At 69.6% G+C, this 15814-nt stretch carries 11 protein-coding genes; 6 read left to right on the top strand and 5 right to left on the bottom strand.

What is annotated here, in order from left to right; translation table 11 throughout:
• Position 1: 1 nt before the first annotated feature.
• From M446_RS29575 to M446_RS29565, 3 genes are all read right to left on the bottom strand, one after another.
• A complete protein-coding gene (locus tag M446_RS29575; RefSeq protein ID WP_012335774.1) occupies positions 2-412 on the bottom strand; it encodes a metal-sulfur cluster assembly factor in 411 nt (136 codons plus the stop codon).
• A 472-nt stretch (positions 413-884) separates the two neighbouring features.
• Positions 885-1109, bottom strand: a complete 225-nt coding sequence (locus M446_RS29570) for a hypothetical protein (RefSeq protein ID WP_012335773.1) — start codon at positions 1107-1109, stop codon at positions 885-887.
• 98 nt (positions 1110-1207) lie between these two features.
• Positions 1208-1738, bottom strand: a complete 531-nt coding sequence (locus M446_RS29565; RefSeq protein WP_012335772.1) for a helix-turn-helix domain-containing protein — start codon at positions 1736-1738, stop codon at positions 1208-1210.
• Positions 1739-2101: 363 nt separating this feature from the next.
• Here M446_RS29565 and M446_RS29555 point away from each other — a divergent pair, with 363 nt between their 5' ends.
• Positions 2102-4243, top strand: a complete 2142-nt coding sequence (locus M446_RS29555) for a globin-coupled sensor protein (RefSeq protein ID WP_012335771.1) — start codon at positions 2102-2104, stop codon at positions 4241-4243.
• A 189-nt stretch (positions 4244-4432) separates the two neighbouring features.
• Here the strand turns inward: M446_RS29555 and selD are convergent, their stop codons facing one another.
• A complete protein-coding gene (gene selD, locus M446_RS29550; protein ID WP_012335770.1) occupies positions 4433-5482 on the bottom strand; it encodes a selenide, water dikinase SelD in 1050 nt (349 codons plus the stop codon).
• Between the two features lie 111 nt (positions 5483-5593).
• The gene (locus M446_RS29545) at positions 5594-6652 is read right to left on the bottom strand and encodes a radical SAM/SPASM domain-containing protein (RefSeq protein WP_012335769.1); all 1059 of its coding nucleotides are present in this window, start codon (positions 6650-6652) and stop codon (positions 5594-5596) included.
• 68 nt (positions 6653-6720) lie between these two features.
• Between M446_RS29545 and M446_RS29540 the strand changes: the two genes are divergently transcribed.
• The 5 genes from M446_RS29540 (at position 6721) to M446_RS37705 (ending at position 15470) form a co-directional block, all read left to right on the top strand.
• Complete coding sequence (locus tag M446_RS29540) at positions 6721-7128, top strand: hypothetical protein (RefSeq protein WP_012335768.1); 408 nt, start codon at positions 6721-6723, stop codon at positions 7126-7128.
• 248 nt (positions 7129-7376) lie between these two features.
• On the top strand, positions 7377-8039 hold the full coding sequence (locus M446_RS29530) for a hypothetical protein (protein WP_012335767.1): 663 nt from the start codon (positions 7377-7379) through the stop codon (positions 8037-8039).
• A 953-nt stretch (positions 8040-8992) separates the two neighbouring features.
• On the top strand, positions 8993-9994 hold the full coding sequence (locus tag M446_RS37710; RefSeq protein ID WP_012335766.1) for a hypothetical protein: 1002 nt from the start codon (positions 8993-8995) through the stop codon (positions 9992-9994).
• A 392-nt stretch (positions 9995-10386) separates the two neighbouring features.
• Positions 10387-15063, top strand: a complete 4677-nt coding sequence (locus tag M446_RS29525; protein ID WP_012335765.1) for an RHS repeat-associated core domain-containing protein — start codon at positions 10387-10389, stop codon at positions 15061-15063.
• Positions 15064-15083: 20 nt separating this feature from the next.
• Positions 15084-15470, top strand: a complete 387-nt coding sequence (locus M446_RS37705; RefSeq protein WP_150108752.1) for a hypothetical protein — start codon at positions 15084-15086, stop codon at positions 15468-15470.
• Positions 15471-15814 lie beyond the last annotated feature (344 nt).

Below are 15814 nucleotides of genomic sequence, written 5' to 3'. Positions count from 1 at the left end.
GTCAATTCCAGCCGGGTCCGTGCCGGGACGGGGGCCCGCGCTCGAGCAGCGCCAAGCCCTGCTCGGTGATGCGCTCGGGGGTCCAGACCGGGCTCCAGACCAGCCGGACCAGGAGGTCGGGGCAGTCGTTGAAGCGGCGCCGGAGATGCTCCCGGGCGGCGTCGACGATCAGGGCGCCGAGCGGGCAGGTCCGCGTCGTCAGCGTGAGGTCGACCTCGATCCGGGCGGGCCCCCGCACGGCCCGGTAGACGAGGCCGAGATGCACGATGCTGACGCCCAGTTCGGGATCGGGCACGCCCGACAGGCAGTCGAGCAGTTCGGGGTCGAGGGGCGCTCGGCCCCCGGTCGCGGCGCCGCCGGATTCCTCCTCGGCCGGGCGCCGGACCGCGCGGCCCCTCCACCAGGATACCATCGTGACCCCCCTTCCCCGCGTGATCGCCGGCAGGATGTGGGCCGGCCTCGCCGGAACCTTGATCCGGATCAAACGCCGCCCCGGCCCGGGCGCCTCATCCGATATCCGGTTGATGGCTGCGCCATGCGGATGTCGGCGTCGCTCAGGCGCCGCGCGGGCTCATGCGCCATCCGGTTGATGGCGTCGCCATCTCCCATTTCGGCCATGCGCATGTCGGCGTCGCTCAGGCGCCGCGCAGGCGCGTGATCCGGGATCCGCTTCGATCAAGCGGATCCCGGATCATCCCGGGCGTCACCCGCGGGCGGGCTCGCAGCCCCGCGAACGGTCCCGCGCTCGCAGCGCAGAAGGGCCGGCCCGTGCCTCGTGGCTCGGCACTCGCCGCGCGCCACGGTCGCCGCCCCCGCGGACGGCGCCCGCGAGGACGAGCCGGGACCGACGGGCGCGCCCTGCGGGTCGGCGGCGGCGGACCGGATCACATGGCGAGGCGCATCTGCACGGCGAGGGCGTAGAAGAGCGCGGTCAGCGCCCCGACGGCGAGCAGGATCGCGACGACGTGCGTCGTGTCCGGCAGGTCGACGCGGAGCCGCTGCGCGGCCACGGCACGGTGCGGAACCGGCCCGCGCAGCCGCGCGCCCGGGATCCCGCGCGCCGCGAGGCCGACCCCGCCGGGGGCGCGCCGGTTGTCAGGCTGGTTCATGGCTTCCCTCGCCCCGTTCCCGCACCCGCCGGGGGCCACGCCGCCGGCGGATGCTGACCTGAGGTCGGGCAGCGGGCGCGAAGGATCCTTGCTGCAGATCAACGCGCCCCGCACCGCGGCGCCGGCAGACCCGGCGGGGCGCGGGGCGGGCCGCGCTCAGGCCCGTCCGTCGGCGGCGGGGGGCGCCGCAGGTCCTGGACGAGGATCCGGCGCCGGCGGGCGAGCCGCCGCAGGTCGTCCTCCAGCTGGCGGTGAGTCTCCGAGGCGCGCTCCCGGGTCTCGTCCGCGTCGATAGACCGAGAGGCGATCGTCCCCATCAGTGCGCAGCAGCGCCGCACGCGGTCGATGCTGCGGTCGAGCCGGGCGATCTCCTCCACCTGCCGGGCAAGGCCCGGACCGGACGGCCCGGCGGCGCCGGGGCCGTCCTCGCCCGGTCGGCGCGCGAGCGAGCGCAGGAGGCCGAGGTTCCGGCGGCTCGGCCGCGACCGGCCGACGGCCCATTGCCCGACCGTCGCGCGCGAGACGCCCAGGCGCCGGGCGATCTCCGACAGGCCGTAGCGCTCGGCCGCCGACGCGAGGTCGCGGGGAGCCTCCGGGCCGAGCGCGGGTCGGGATGGATGCGACACCATGGAATTCCCTCGTGGCTGCGCCCCGGACGCGGTCGCGAGACGGCGCGGCGGCACCTCCGCGCATGGTGTGAGGCCGGTCGCGGCGCTCGCCATGATCTGCATCAAGATGCCGGCGCACTCCGATCCTGACCAGGCTCGCCCGCGGATCGGCGGGATGGGCCTAATCACGCCCGCGCATCGCCGCAGGTTGGACTAGTCCTTATCGCTTAAACGCGCTGAACTCATCAGTAAATCAAGTCAAACTCAGGGGTACTTTCATCGCAAATTAATTTCCGAGGCGCCTGTAGGAATCACGTCAGGAACATACACCCATCTTGGGACTTCCGCCGCGCGGCGCGAAGGCAGAATGACGGAGACGATCCGATGCTGATGCGGCGCGCCGAGACGCCATGCGAGGCCGAACTTGCCGACCAGCTCAACTCATTTCCTCCCGAGCAGCAGGCCGTCTTGCCCGAGCTGCGCCGGCTGGTCGAGTCCGGGATCGACGAGGTGCTCGGCACCTTCTACAGCGCGGTGGCGCGCGATCCGGCGTTGAGCCGGATCCTCGGGCAGAGTTCGGGGGTGGACCGGCTCAAGGCGGCCCAGAAGGCGCATTGGCTGCACCTGCTCTCCGGGCGGATCGACGCGGATCTGCGCGCACGCGGCGCGCGGATCGGCGCCGCCCACGTCCGCCGCGGCCTCGAACCGCGGCACTCCATCGCCGCCTACGCGTTCCTGGCCGAGCGATTCCTGGAGCGGGTGATCGGCCGCCGGGACCGCAGGACCCGGCGGGCCCAGGCGCTGGTGCGGGCCGTCTTCATCGACATGGAGATCGCCCTCTCGGCCCATCAGTCCGGCACCGAGGCCGAGTTCCGCGAGCGGGAGGCCGCGGCGCTGGCGGGCTCGGTCGAGACCGAGATGCGCCTCGCCAACCGGGCGATCAGCTCCGAATCCGAGCGCCTGAGCGAGACCGTCGCCCAGATGCGCCGCGCGATCGAGGCGGTGGAGGGCGGCAACGCGGTCGTCGACCGCAACGCCGTGGCCACGTCCCAGGGGATCCAGCAGGTCGCCTCGGCCAGCGAGGAGATGGTCGCGTCGAGCCGCGAGGTCGGCCGGCAGGCCGGCGACACCTCGGCCCTGGTGCGCGAGGCGGTGCGCAAGGCGGAGGATGCCTCGCGCATCATCTCGCGCCTGAAGGACAGTTCGGGCCGCATCGCCGAGGTGGTGCAGCTGATCGACGGGGTCGCCCACCAGACGAACCTGCTGGCCCTGAACGCCACGATCGAGGCGGCCCGGGCCGGCGAGGCCGGCCGCGGCTTCGCGGTCGTCGCCGCCGAGGTCAAGGAGCTCTCCCGGCGCACCGCGGAGGCCACCAAGGAGATCGCCCGGCAGGTCGAGGACGTGGTGGGCGCGACCTCGGCGGCGGTCGAGGCCGTCGCCGCCGTGACCGGCTCGGTCACGGCGATCGACCAGGTCGCCTCCTGCGTCGCCGCCAACGCCGAGGGCCAGATCAGGGCGCTGCAGGAGATGACCGGCAGCGCCCAGACCGTGGCGGGCAGCGGCGCCGAACTGACCGAGAGCGTGCAGACCATCGCCACGGGCGTCGAGGCCGCCCTCGGGGTCGCCGGCCGCGTCGACGAGGCCGCCGCGCGCATCATCGCCCTGTTCGACCAGCTCGAGCGGCGGCTCGTGGTGACGGTCCGGGCCTTCAGCGCGACCGACAACCGCAGGGCGCCGCGCGTCCCGGCCCGCTGGCCGGCCAGCTTCGAGGCCCCCGAGGGCAGGGCCTCCCTGCGCACGATCGAGGTCTCGGAGGGCGGCTTCCTGATCGACGCGCCGCCCTTCGCGACGGAGGCGGGCCGTGAGGGCACGCTCGACCTCGCGGGGATCGGCCGCTTCGCCGTCGAGGTCGCGGGCGAGCAGCCGCTCGGCACCCGCCTCAAGATCCGGCCGAGCGAGCCCGAGGCGATGGACCGGCTGCGCGAGCGGATCGCCGCGATCCTCGTCAGCCAGCAGAGCCTCAAGGCCGCCCTGCGCGGCGCCGCGGACGGGATCCAGGCCTGTTTCGCCGAGAGCCTCGCGGGCGGCGCGGTCACGCTGGCGCAGCTCTTCGACGAGGATTACGCGCTGATCCCGGGCAGCGCCCCCAAGCAGTTCCGCACGCGGGCGCTCGCTTTCCTCGACCGCGTCCTCCCCCCGTTCCAGGAACCGCTGCTCGCCGCCGATCCCTCCGTGGTGTTCTGCGCCGCGGTCGACCGCAACGGCTGGCTGCCGGTGCACAACAGGACGTACTCGCTGCCCCAGGGGCCCGACCCGGTCTGGAACGAGGCCAACTGCCGCAACCGGCGCCTCTTCGACGACCGCACGGGCCTGAGCGCGGCGCGCAACCTGCGCGATTTTCTGGCCCAGACCTATCCGCGCGCGCTCGGGGGCGGCCGGACGGTCCTGATGATGGACCTCTCCACCCCGCTCACGGTCGCCAACCGCCACTGGGGCGCCCTGCGCATGGGTCTCACCCTGGAGTGATCCGGTTCCCGGGGACGACGCCGACCCGGCCCGGCGCCGAGCGGTCGCGAGGGCCGCGCCGCCCATCCCGGGATGCGCGCGGCGCGGGCTGCGCAGGAGGCGGGGCGGCCCAGGGTCTCGCCGCCGCCTCCGACCGGCGCACCGATCCGAGAGCCCGAGCGCGGAGGTGGGCCGCTTCCTGCACGCCGCTCAGGCCTCGACGCGCAACCCCGCCGGCCCCGCCTCGACGCGGCCGACGATCGCCGCGGCGGGGTAGCCGGCGGCGCGGATCCGGTCGCGGATCGCCTCGGCCGGCCCGGCCGCGCAGGCGACCAGCAGCCCCCCGGAGGTCTGCGGGTCGGTGAGGAGGTGGCGGCGCCACTCCGGGAATCCGTCCGGCAGCGCGACCTCGGCCCCGAAGGCGCCCCAGTTGCGGTGCGAGGCCCCGGTGACGAAGCCGTCCCGGGCCAGCGCCGCGGCCCGCGCGAGGAGCGGCACCGCCTCCGCCTCGATCACCACCCGGACGCCTGCCCCGCGGGCCAGTTCGAGCCCGTGGCCGACGAGGCCGAAGCCGGTCACGTCGGTCATGGCGTGGACGGCGGGATCGGCCGCGAGCTCCGCCCCCACCCGGTTGAGGAGCGTCGTGGTGGCGACGAACTCGGCGTAGCCCGCCTCTCCGAGGGATCCCCGCTTGATCGCCGCCGCGTAGACGCCGACGCCGAGCGCCTTCGTGAGGATGAGCCGGTCGCCCGGGCGCGCGTCCCGGTTGCGACGCACCGCCTCGCGGCGGCAGCTGCCGATCACGGCGAGGCCGTAGATCGGCTCGGGCGTGTCGATCGAGTGCCCGCCCGCGACCGGGATGCCGGCCTCGGCGCAGAGGCTCGCCCCGCCCGCCAGGATGGCCGCCACGGTCTCGGGTGCGACCCGGCCCACCGGCATGCCCAGGATCGCGAGGGCGAGGAGCGGCCGCCCCCCCATCGCGTAGACGTCCGAGATCGCGTTCGCGGCGGCGATGCGGCCGAAATCGCGCGGATCGTCCACCATCGGGGTGAAGAAATCCGTGGTGGCGATCAGGCAGGTGCCGTCGTCGAGGGCCCAGACGGCGGCGTCGTCCGAGGTCTCGTGGCCGACGAGGAGCCGCGCGAAGGGGCCGCCGGCCGGCTGCCCGGCGAGCAGGCCCCGCAGGATCGCCGGATCGAGCTTGCAGCCGCAGCCGCCCCCGTGGGCGAGGCTGGTGAGGCGGACGGGTTCGGCACTCATGGCTCCTCCTGCGGGATCTCGCGCGGCCGGCGCTCATTGCGGATGTCGGCTTCGCTCAGGCGCCGCACGGGCTCGTGATCCGGGATCCGCTTCGATCAAGCGGATCCCGGATCAGGCCCGCGCCCGGACGATGGTGGTGCAGGCGCTCTCGAGCTTCGGCAGGTCGCGGGCGGCCGCGAAGCGGACGGCGAGGCGGCGCTCCTCGCCCCGCGCGACCGGGCAGTAGGGATCGACGGCGTCGAGGTTCCCGCTCAGCCGGCGGCGCCCGGCGCAGCCGCCGCGGCAGGTCGCCGCGTGGGCGCAGCCGCGGCAGGGCGAGGGCAGCGCCCGCGCCGCCGCGAAGGGCTCGGTCTCGACGATGGCCGGGCCGACGTCGAGGAGGGCGGCGAGGTCCTGCCCGGCCCCGCCCCAGTAGACGCAGGGCAGCACCCGGCCCCGGGGCGTCACCCGCACGGTGCCGGCCCCGCAGCCGCCGCGCCGGGGCGGAAGGCCCGCCATGGCCCGCACCAGGGGTTCGCCGATCGCGATCGCGTCGGTCTCGGCGAGGAGCCGGGCGAACCCGTCCCAGTACGCCTCGTAGCTCAGCGCGAAGGCGTCGCTGCGCACCGCCTGGTAGACGTTGACCCGCAGGGGCGCGTCGAACCGGGCGGCGAGCGCGGCGATCTCCGCGAGGCGGTGGTAATTCGTGCGCATCATCACGGCGATGAAGGTCACGCCGAGCCCGAGGCGGCGGCAGCGCGCGGCCTGGTCCATCACGAGGTCCCAGTTGCCGGCGCCGCGCTGCGCGTCCTGCTCGGCCCGGGTCGGGTAGTCGATCGAGAACTCGACCTCCGCGAAGGCCCGCAGGTCCGCATCGTCGAGGCGCGCGATCGAGTGGCCGTTCGACGTGATGGTGAGCTTGACCGGCGCCTCGCGGAGGAGGGCCAGGAAGGCCGGGAAATCCGGATGCATCCCGTTCTCGCCGGTGCCGAGATTGACCGAGCGCACCGGCAGCCGCGCCAGCACCGCCCGCACCTGCGCGAGGTCGAGCCGGTCGGCGCGGTCCGGATCCCGGTAGCAGAACGCGCAGGCGAGGTTGCACTCGCTGGTGAGGCCGAGCCCGAGGGCGAATCCCGCCCCCGGACCGGAGGGGGCCGCGGGCCCCGCCGCCGTGCCGTCCCTCTCCCGCATGCCTCGCTCCTCCGGCGCTCGCCCCGGCGAGCCTACACGCTCCCGTCTTCGCGCGGAGGGGGCCCGCGGTGACGCCCGCCCGCGGCCGGCCCGGCGCGATCACGATCCCGTGCCCCGCCGGCCGGCGGCGCGTCACCGCCCGCCGCGCGGTGGCGTCGCGTCCGGCCTCGGCTACCATGGGCGGGAGGATCCGCGTCGAGCGGGGGCGGCGGATGAGCGGGACGGCGGGCAGGCGGGCGGTTCTGGTCGGGCTGGGGGCGGGCCTCGCCGGCAGGCCCGCGCGGGCGCGGCCGGGCGACGCGCCGCCCTTCGTCCTCACCGGCATCCCCGACCCGGACGAGAGCCGGCTCGTCGCGCGCTTCGGCCGGGCGGCCGCCCCTCGGGAGGCCGGCCTCGGCGCGCCGGCGCGCTCGATGCCGGTGAGGAGCGACCCGGCGGTCACGGCCTTCACCACCGGGCCGGTGCAGCCGGCGTGATTCGGCGGCTTCACGAGGCGGCGATCTCGGAGCCGCGCTGCGACGCCGCCGGGGGGCTGATCCTGGCCGCCTGCCCGATGACGAGGGCGCTCGACGCCCTCGCGCGCGGCCGACCCGCCTCCCGGCGCCGGTCCGCCCGCCGGACGAGGCCGCGCCGGAGCGGCCCGGCCCCGAAGACCCCGCGCCCCGAAGACCCCGCGCCCCAAAACCTCGCGCCCCAAAACATCTCCTGGAGAAGGACGAGACCCATGCGCACCGATCCCTTCCTCGACACGTGGCTGTTCCTGACCGGCCAGCAGGGCGACCAGGCCGCCCTCGGGCCCTGGCGCTGGATCCTGGTCGGGCTCTTCGCCCTGCTGCTGCTCGGCAGCCTGCTGGTGGCGGCGCGCGAGTGGATCCTCGACCCGGCGCAGCGCACGGGGCGGGACCTCGTCACCTGGCTCCTGCGCACCGCCATCGGCGCCATGTGGTTCCAGGCCGCGTTCTGGAAGCTGCCGCTCCTCACCACCGAGAACGGGCTTCACTACTGGACCGAGCAGGAGGTGAAGTACGCCGCCTTCCAGGCGCATCGCGACCTCGTGGCGCAGCTTCTTCTGCCGGTGCCGAATTTCTACGTGCTGAACGCCGCGGTGCTGGCGACGGAGCTCGGCTTCGCGGTCTCGCTGATGCTCGGGATCGGGGTGCGGGCGGCGGGCGCGCTCGGCGTGGTCTTCCTGGCCCAGCTCTGGCTCGGCCTCTACCAGCACCCGCAGGAATGGCCCTGGACCTACGTGTTCCTGGCCGGGCTGATGGGGCTGTTCAGCGTCGCGGGGGCCGGGCGCAGCCTGGGGCTCGATGCCGGCCTGCGGCGCGAATACCCGCCGCAGATGACGAACGGCGCGGCGGGCGCCTTCGTGCGCGCCGCGACCTGAGGGCGGGACCGCCGCGCCGGTCAGCGCACGCGGCGGATCCAGAGGCGCTCGACGCGCGGGTGCATGGCGGCGGCGACGGCGAGCGCGCCGGCGGCGGCGGAGAGCATCACGATGAGTTCGGGCATGCGCCCCCCTACTCGGCCGCGCGCCGCCCCGGCCATGCGGCGGCCTGCCGCGAGACGATCGGACCCTCGCGGTTGGCTCCGAGGATGGGGGCGAGGATTGCCGGCGAGGGTGCGCATCCGGAAGGGCCGGGCGGCGGTCCCGGCCCGGATGCACGGTTGCGGCGGGGCGCCGCCCGGCGCGCGCCGCCGGTCGGGACGTCGATCAGCGGCGTGCAGCGTCGTCCCCGCGGCGTCACGGTGGCGGCTCGCCTCGACGCGCATGAGGATTCACCCGGCCGATCACAGGTTCGGCGCCGCGGGGGTGAAGGCATCGTCCTGCGTTGGATGATGAGGTGCTGATCCCTCTTGCACGGAACGGATCGACGGCGGGAAGCCGCGCAGGGCGTTGTGCGCGGCAGCGGAGATGACGTGAAAGGTCCTCGACAGCGAAGCGCGCCTCGGCAAGACCGTGATACGATCGAGATCACTTCGATAATCTTCAAGATCGATCTGGTTTTCACCTCATCAGGTGCGCCATCGCGCCCTGCCCCCGCATAGCCGCAGATCCGAGAAGCGATCGCAGTGGTACATGCACCATCGCAGACGAGCCGGTTCAGGCCCTGTCGCGTGCGGCGGCAAAAATTGTGCGTGATGTATTTGTATTCGATGTACGAGGTATTTGTTCACTGAAGAGCGGTCGCCGATGCAGACGAAGCCGGGTCCGAGCGCGGCCGCTGTTCGCGATCGTGCGGGCCGCCGAGTCTTTCCCCCGCATCGCGGCTTGCTTACCCAAGGAAATAATGGTTCCATCATCCGACGATATACATCCGATTTGCGGAGCGCCGTGGGATGGACCTCATCGACACATACAAGTCATGTTTTGGCTCGGCGCTGATTTTTCTTACATGGACTGCACAGGCCGCTGCCCTATGCGTGCTCCCCTATCAGATCTCCAACGGTCAGCCGGCCGATGCATCACAACTGATGGCGAATCTCAATGCTCTCGCCAATTGCATTAACGGCGCGCCAGGGGGAACCCAGAACTCAATACAGTACAAGGATAGCAATGGTGGGTTTGCCGGCGTTCCTCCGCTCGCGAACGGTCAGCTTATTATCGGCTCATCCAACAATCCACCCAAAGCCGCATCCATCACAGCTGGCAGTGGCATCATTGTAAGCAGCGGACCCGGTAGCGTCACCATATCATCAGCCGGCGGCGTTGCGGTTCTTCGGGAATTTGGCCCGTACTCGCCACCGAGTGCAGCGAGTTTCACGTACATCGACGGGGCAGGAGCATCACCACCAACCATCACCAACGTTCCAAGCGTCGGATTAGTCTATTCAGTGCCGGCTTCCTCCTCGATGCAAACTTATCGCGGAGTCTACAGGCCGATCCCGGCAACGGCTCCCTGGACAATCACTCTTCGCTACAAATACATGCATTCCACTGCAAATTGGCCGTCGTTCGGAGTATGGGTCAAAGACACATCAGGTAGGATGCTCGGTCAAGTCCCCGAATCTGGGGCGATCATTGTCAAAAGGCTTAATTCCAATACAAATTTTAACTCGAACGTTTACACCTTCGCCGCACCCGATGGGCCCCAATGGGCTCGCGTGAGCAACGATGGATCTAGCATCAGATTTGCAATATCCTGGGATGGGCAAAACTGGATTAATACTTATTCTGAGTCGGTCACCGCATTCCTGAATGGGAATTTGAAGTGGGTCGGACTGGGCGGACTGACTGATTTCAATCAGACGGACCTGTGGCAACCCGGCTCCACACTCGGCGGAGTTGTGACCTACTGGGATGCCCCAGACGACCCCGCATACAGCAGGGCCGCCCAATAGCATATCACACCATCATACGATTTCGTCGTAACGAGGCAATTCCGCGGCCCCCGTGAGAATGGAAGATGTAAAATGTTACTACAACGGAAAAACATTTGCGGTGATATATATTCGTTCCTCTGGTGTGCTTCACTACTAATATTTCTTCCGGTCCAGAATACAAACGCGAAAGAGATATTGTACACTTACGATCTTAATTACAGACTCGCGACGTCCCTCTACGACAATAACGTATGCATATCCTACTTATACGATGAGAACGGAAATCGTGTCAGTCAGATCAATACTGTTGGCAGCGCCCCCGTGACGGCCACCTGGGGTACTGGGAAATGGGGCTGCTTTCAATGGCTTCCGTAGGGGAGCCGAAGAGTGCGCAATCGCGGGAGGCAGCCATGAGCGTACTTGGAAGCGTGGGGACCGGGCGAAAGTGGATTGTTCTTCTGGCGGCTTGGCTGATCGTCGGGATCGCATCGACGCGCGTCGTGGCCGCGAGGACCGAGGCTGAGGGGGCCGATGCATTCCGCCTTGCAATCGTCCAGCTGGCCGAGCCGCTGGTCCGGACGCGACCGACGACCGCCGCCGAGGACCAGGACCTCGCGGCCGCGCTGGCACGCTTTCGCGCGCGGGCCCAGGTGGACGACCTCGCGGCCCTCGAAGCCTTCCTGGATGCGCACCCGGATAGCGGCTGGGCGCCCGCGCTCCATCTCAATGTCGGCCTGACCTATCGCCATTACGGCTACGTGACGCGGGCCGGGACGGCTTGGCGCGCGGCCTGGCGGCTCGGACGCGCGGCGCAGGATCCGGAGGCGCGGGCGCTCGTGGACCGCGCCGTCGGGGAGCTGGCGCTCCTCCTCGCCTCCCTCGGGGACAGCGACGCCCTGGCGACCCTGTTCGCGGAGATCGGGGCGAGGCCCGTCACCGGCCCGGCGACGGAGAAAATCCAGGTCGCCCGCGAGACCCTGGATCTCGTCACCAAGGATCCGCGCCACCTGTTCAATTGCGGGCCCCTCGCCCTGCGAAGCCTCCTCGTCGCGCGTGGGGGCAGCCCGGCGGAGGCGGAGGCGCTGCGCTGGCTCCGGGTCGGCCCGAACGGCACGAGTCTGGCGGAGGTCTCGGCGCTGGCGAGCAAGGCGGGGGCCCCGCATCGGCTCGTGCGGCGCGAGCCGGGCCAGCCGGTCCCGGTGCCCTCCGTGATGCACTTCAGGGCCGGGCACTTCGCGGCCATCGTGGCGGCGGAGAACGGCCGCTTCCACCTGCACGATCCCGTCCTGGGCGGGCAGGAGCTGTGGCTCACGACCGGCGCCGTGGATGCCGAGGCCAGCGGGTACTTCCTGGTGCCCGACGGCGCGGCGAAGACCGCCGGCCAGGATTGGAGGGAGGTCGCCCCCGCCGAAGCCGGTCAGGTCTGGGGCAAGGGACCGACGAACGGCGTCGTCCCGGGCGATGCCGGGGATCCCCTGGCCAGCGCGCCGAGCCCGAATTGCGGGATGTGCGGCACCAACATCAAGGAGGCCACCGTCGGCCTCACCCTGTCGGATATGCCGGTCGGCTACGTCCCGGCCATCGGACCGGAGGTGCGCACCCGCATCAGCTACAACCAGCGGGAGGATAGCCAGCCTTCGGTGTTCGGCTTCTTCAACCTCGGTCCGAAATGGACCATCAACTGGTTGAGCTACGTCTCGGACGACCCGCAGAACCCGGGCGGGAACGTGTCCCGGGTGATCGCGACGGGGGGCGCCTACTTCTACACGGGGTATTCCGGAACGACCGGCGCGTTCGCGCCCCAGAGCGACGACGGCTCGGTTCTCACCCGGGCGGCGGAATCTCCGATCGCGTATCGCCGCAGGCTGCGCGACGGGACGACAGAGATCTACGCCGAATCGGACGGCAGCACCGGCTTCCCGCGCCGCATCTTCCTCAGCAAGGTGGTGGACCCGCAGGGCAACGCGCTCAGCTTCACGTACGATGCGCAGCTGCGCCTGACGGCGCTGACCGACGCGGTCGGGCGGCAGACGCGTTTCGGCTACGGGCAGCCGGGCCGGCCGCTGCTGCTCACCCAGATCACCGACCCGTTCGGCCGCAGCGCCTCCCTGTCCTACGACGGGCTCGGACGGCTGAGCGCCATCACGGACGTGATCGGGCTGACCTCGCGCTTCACCTACGACGCCAACGGCCTCGTGACCGCGCTGACGACGCCCTACGGCACGACCCGCTTCGCCTTCACGGCCCCCGGCACCAGCGCGCCCCCGCGCTTCGTGGACGTGACCGATCCCCTCGGCTTCCACGAACGCGAGGAGTGGCTCGAACCCGCCCCGATCCCCGACAGCGAGCCGGCCGCGACCGTGCCGCAGGGCATGCCGGTGGCGCCGGCCAACCAGTACCTCACCTACCGGAACAGCTTCCACTGGGACAAGGACGCCTACGAGCAGGCCGGATGCACGCCCGCGGGTGGGTGCGACTACGCGAAGGCCCGCCTCCGTCACTTCGTGCATGCCGGCAACGGCATCAAGGGCGTGGCCATCGAGAGCGAGAAGCAGCCGCTCGAGAACCGGGTCTGGTACAATTACCCGGGACAGACGGACGCGATTTCCAGTGGTGCCTTCAACCGCCCGAGCGCGGTGGCGCGCGTGCTCGACGACGGCACGACGCAGCTGACGCGCTTCGATTACGACACGACGGGCTACAACCTGTCCCGCATCGTCGATCCGCTCGGCCGCACGACGCACCTCACCTACGCCCCGAACGGAATCGACCTCCTGGCGGTCACCCAGGTCTCGGGGCCGGGGAGCTTCGCGCCGCTCGCGCAATTCACCTATGACGGACAGCATCGTCCGATCGTCCACACCGACGCGGCCGGCGCGACCTCGACCTTCGCGTACAATGCGGCCGGGCAGCTGACCGCGGCGACGAACGCCCTGAACGAGACCACCCGCTTCACCTACGATCCGGCGGGCAACCTGCTCAGCGTCGTCAACGCCACCGGGGCGAGTGCCGCGACCTTCACGTACGACGCGGCCGACCGGGTCCGGACCTACACCGATTCCGAGGGCTGGACCGTCACCTACGCGTACGACGCGGCCGACCGGATCACCGCGATCACCTATCCGGACGGGACCTCCCAGACCTACAGCTACGACCGGCTCGACCTCGTTGGATACCGGGACCGGCAGTTCCGGACCTGGACCTACGGCTACGATGCCAACCGGCGGCTGACCAGCCTGGTCGATCCGGGCGGCAGCCGGATGCTGTTCGGCTATACCGGCCAGGGCCGGCTGGCCAGCCTGACCGACGCCAAGGGCGCCGTCACCCGCTGGAGCTACGACGTCCAGGGGCGCCCGATCGCCAAGCGCTACGCGGATGGCAGCACGGTCACCTCCGCCTACGAGACCGCGACGAGCCGCCTCAAATCGGTCACCGACGCGCTCTCCCAGGTGAAGCAGTACAGCTACGCGCGGGACGACCGGCTGTCGGGGATCAGCTACCCCAACGCCCTGAACGCCACGCCGGCCGTGACCTTCGCGGACGATCCCTTCTTCCCCCGCACGCTGTCGATGAGCGACGGCACCGGCACGACCCGCTACAGCTACGCGCCGAGCTTCGCGCCGGGAGCGCAGCAACTCGCCCGGGAATGCCTCGTCCCAGCCGGCGCCGGCGACTGCGCCTGGAGCATCGCCTACACCTACGACGCGCTCGGCCGGATGATCGCGCGCAGCGTGTCGGGCTCCGGGCCGGAGACCGTCGCCTACGACGCGCTCGGCCGCATCACCCGCCACGGCAGCGACCTCGGCTCCTTCGCCCTGTCCTATCTGGGCCAGACCGAGCAGCCCACCCTGCGCCAGCTCCTGCCGGCGGGCGCGAGCCTCGCCACCACCTGGAGCTACCTGCCCAATGCCGGCGACCGGCGCCTCGCCGGGATCGCCCATACGGGCCTCGCCCCCGGCCAGTTCCTCACGCTCGCATTCACCTCCGCGCCCGAGACCCTGATCACCGGGGTCACCGAGACGAGCGACGTCCCCTCCCCGGTCCCGCCGGCGGGCAGTCAGACGGCACAGTACAACGTCCTCAACCAGCTCACCGGCCTCTCGGGGCAGGCCCTGACCTACGACGCCAACGGCAACCTCGTCTCGGACGGGCCACGCGTCTTCGCCTGGGACGCCGAGGACCGGCTGGTGCGCATCACCTATCCGGCCCAGCCCGGCAAGGTGAGCAGCTTCACGTATGACGGGCTGGGTCGGCGGGTGACGATCGGCAGCACGCCGGCGGGCGGCGCGGCGGCAAGCGTAACGGCGTATGTCTGGTGCGGCGAGAGCCTGTGCCAGTCCCGGACCCAGGCGGGCGCGGTGCTGCGGTCGTACCTGGCGGAGGGCGAGGTGGCGGCGGGCGCGCCGGGGCAGCGCTTCTATTACGGGATCGACCAGATCGGCTCGGTGCGGCGGGCCTTCGCGAGTGCGGGCGGCGCCCCGGCCTTCGCCTACGATCCTTACGGGAACGCGCTTCAGGGCGGCGCGCCGGTCACGGATTTCGGGTTCGCCGGCATGTTCTATCATGCCGAGAGTGGTCTATATCTGACACACTTCCGAGCTTACGATCCAGCTATCGGCCGGTGGATCTCGAGAGACCCTATCGGAGAGCTTGCCGATGTTACAAGCCATCCCCAATCTGATGACGCATTTTTCAACTTCAGGCCTTTCGATGGCCAGTCCTTATCAACGCTTCGGCTTAGTGCGGGCGCCAAAAGACCTCACTGGCCGGCACTCTCAACCTTGGAAGCGAACCGAGGGAGGCTCCTCGCTCCAAGTGCGCTCTCGCTTTACGACGGACTGAGCCTATACAGTTACGTTGCGCAAAATCCGCTGGCGCGCACGGACCCGCAGGGCCTCTCCGGTTTTCGGTGTGATGGATTTTCCGCAGGATGCCAGAGTGGCGGCACATACGGTACAACCGCCATGTACTGCGTCAGGGGGAGAAAGCTCTGCTTCGACTGTGCAGTCAAATATCTTGGGTTGGATGGAGAGCCAAATCATGTGAAATTGAAAGCTCTTGAGCGGTATCTAATTGAGGAAGATTAGCGCAGAATGGGAGATGATCGATGACCAACCAACAGGAACTTCTAAAAATGCTTGTAGAAGGAGATATTTTTCATGCAAAAAGCTACAGCGGTGCCAAAATTATGTGTCTCGCATTGAACAACGATGGCATTATCATCCGGGCTCGACGTATTTGCGTCCCGCTAATAATAAATTTTGATTGCAACACTGGAGTCGGAAAAACCGATGATGATCGTTGTACTTACATGATAATCTGTATTTCTCCGTTGCCGGCGGATGTTCATAATGAAGTTTTGAGCATAGAACGTAAGTATAGGCTTGAAACAAAACAACACAAGCTCGCGCTTACTAAAAAAGAGTTAGAAACTATAATGTTCGTTTCAAGCTTTGTCGAGGAAAACTCTTTCGAGTTCACCTTTCGCTTATAGTCTTCTCACCTGGGAGCTAGTAGATGCCCGGACATGGCACTTTCCCGGCCTTCCAGCAACACAGATGATTCTGAGAGGCGACTCGACCATTGCCGATAGATACAACCTCTTCATTTCAGCAAGCCCTGCGAGCTCCTGGATAGCTCGGCGGGTCGACGGCCGGCTCTGCAGCCGGCGCGATCAATTCGATCGCCCAACGCCAGCGGTGAGCCCTTCAGATGAAGGTTGATGACTTCTCGCTTCCCGCCCACCATTTTCTCGGAGAGAAGGCATCTATTGTCTATCACAAGATTCATAGTTTCTATGCAGACATTCGAGATTCCTGCTCGGCAACTCTCAGCGCG

Origin of the sequence: Methylobacterium sp. 4-46 (genome assembly GCF_000019365.1) — a bacterium.
Classification (GTDB): domain Bacteria; phylum Pseudomonadota; class Alphaproteobacteria; order Rhizobiales; family Beijerinckiaceae; genus Methylobacterium.
The sequence above is the reverse complement of the archived record's forward strand: the minus strand, read 5'-3'. Positions and strand labels throughout refer to the sequence as shown.

Excerpts from the sequence above, each read along its gene's own strand:
- M446_RS29575 (WP_012335774.1), bottom strand. The coding sequence starts at position 412 with ATGGTATCCTGGTGGAGGGGCCGCGCGGTCCGGCGCCCGGCCGAGGAG.
- M446_RS29545 (WP_012335769.1), bottom strand. The coding sequence starts at position 6,652 with ATGCGGGAGAGGGACGGCACGGCGGCGGGGCCCGCGGCCCCCTCCGGT.
- M446_RS29555 (WP_012335771.1), top strand. The coding sequence starts at position 2,102 with ATGCTGATGCGGCGCGCCGAGACGCCATGCGAGGCCGAACTTGCCGAC.
- M446_RS29530 (WP_012335767.1), top strand. The coding sequence starts at position 7,377 with ATGCGCACCGATCCCTTCCTCGACACGTGGCTGTTCCTGACCGGCCAG.
- M446_RS29565 (WP_012335772.1), bottom strand. The coding sequence starts at position 1,738 with ATGGTGTCGCATCCATCCCGACCCGCGCTCGGCCCGGAGGCTCCCCGC.
- M446_RS37710 (WP_012335766.1), top strand. The coding sequence starts at position 8,993 with ATGGACCTCATCGACACATACAAGTCATGTTTTGGCTCGGCGCTGATT.
- M446_RS29570 (WP_012335773.1), bottom strand. The coding sequence starts at position 1,109 with ATGAACCAGCCTGACAACCGGCGCGCCCCCGGCGGGGTCGGCCTCGCG.
- M446_RS29525 (WP_012335765.1), top strand. The coding sequence starts at position 10,387 with ATGAGCGTACTTGGAAGCGTGGGGACCGGGCGAAAGTGGATTGTTCTT.
- selD (WP_012335770.1), bottom strand. The coding sequence starts at position 5,482 with ATGAGTGCCGAACCCGTCCGCCTCACCAGCCTCGCCCACGGGGGCGGC.
- M446_RS37705 (WP_150108752.1), top strand. The coding sequence starts at position 15,084 with ATGACCAACCAACAGGAACTTCTAAAAATGCTTGTAGAAGGAGATATT.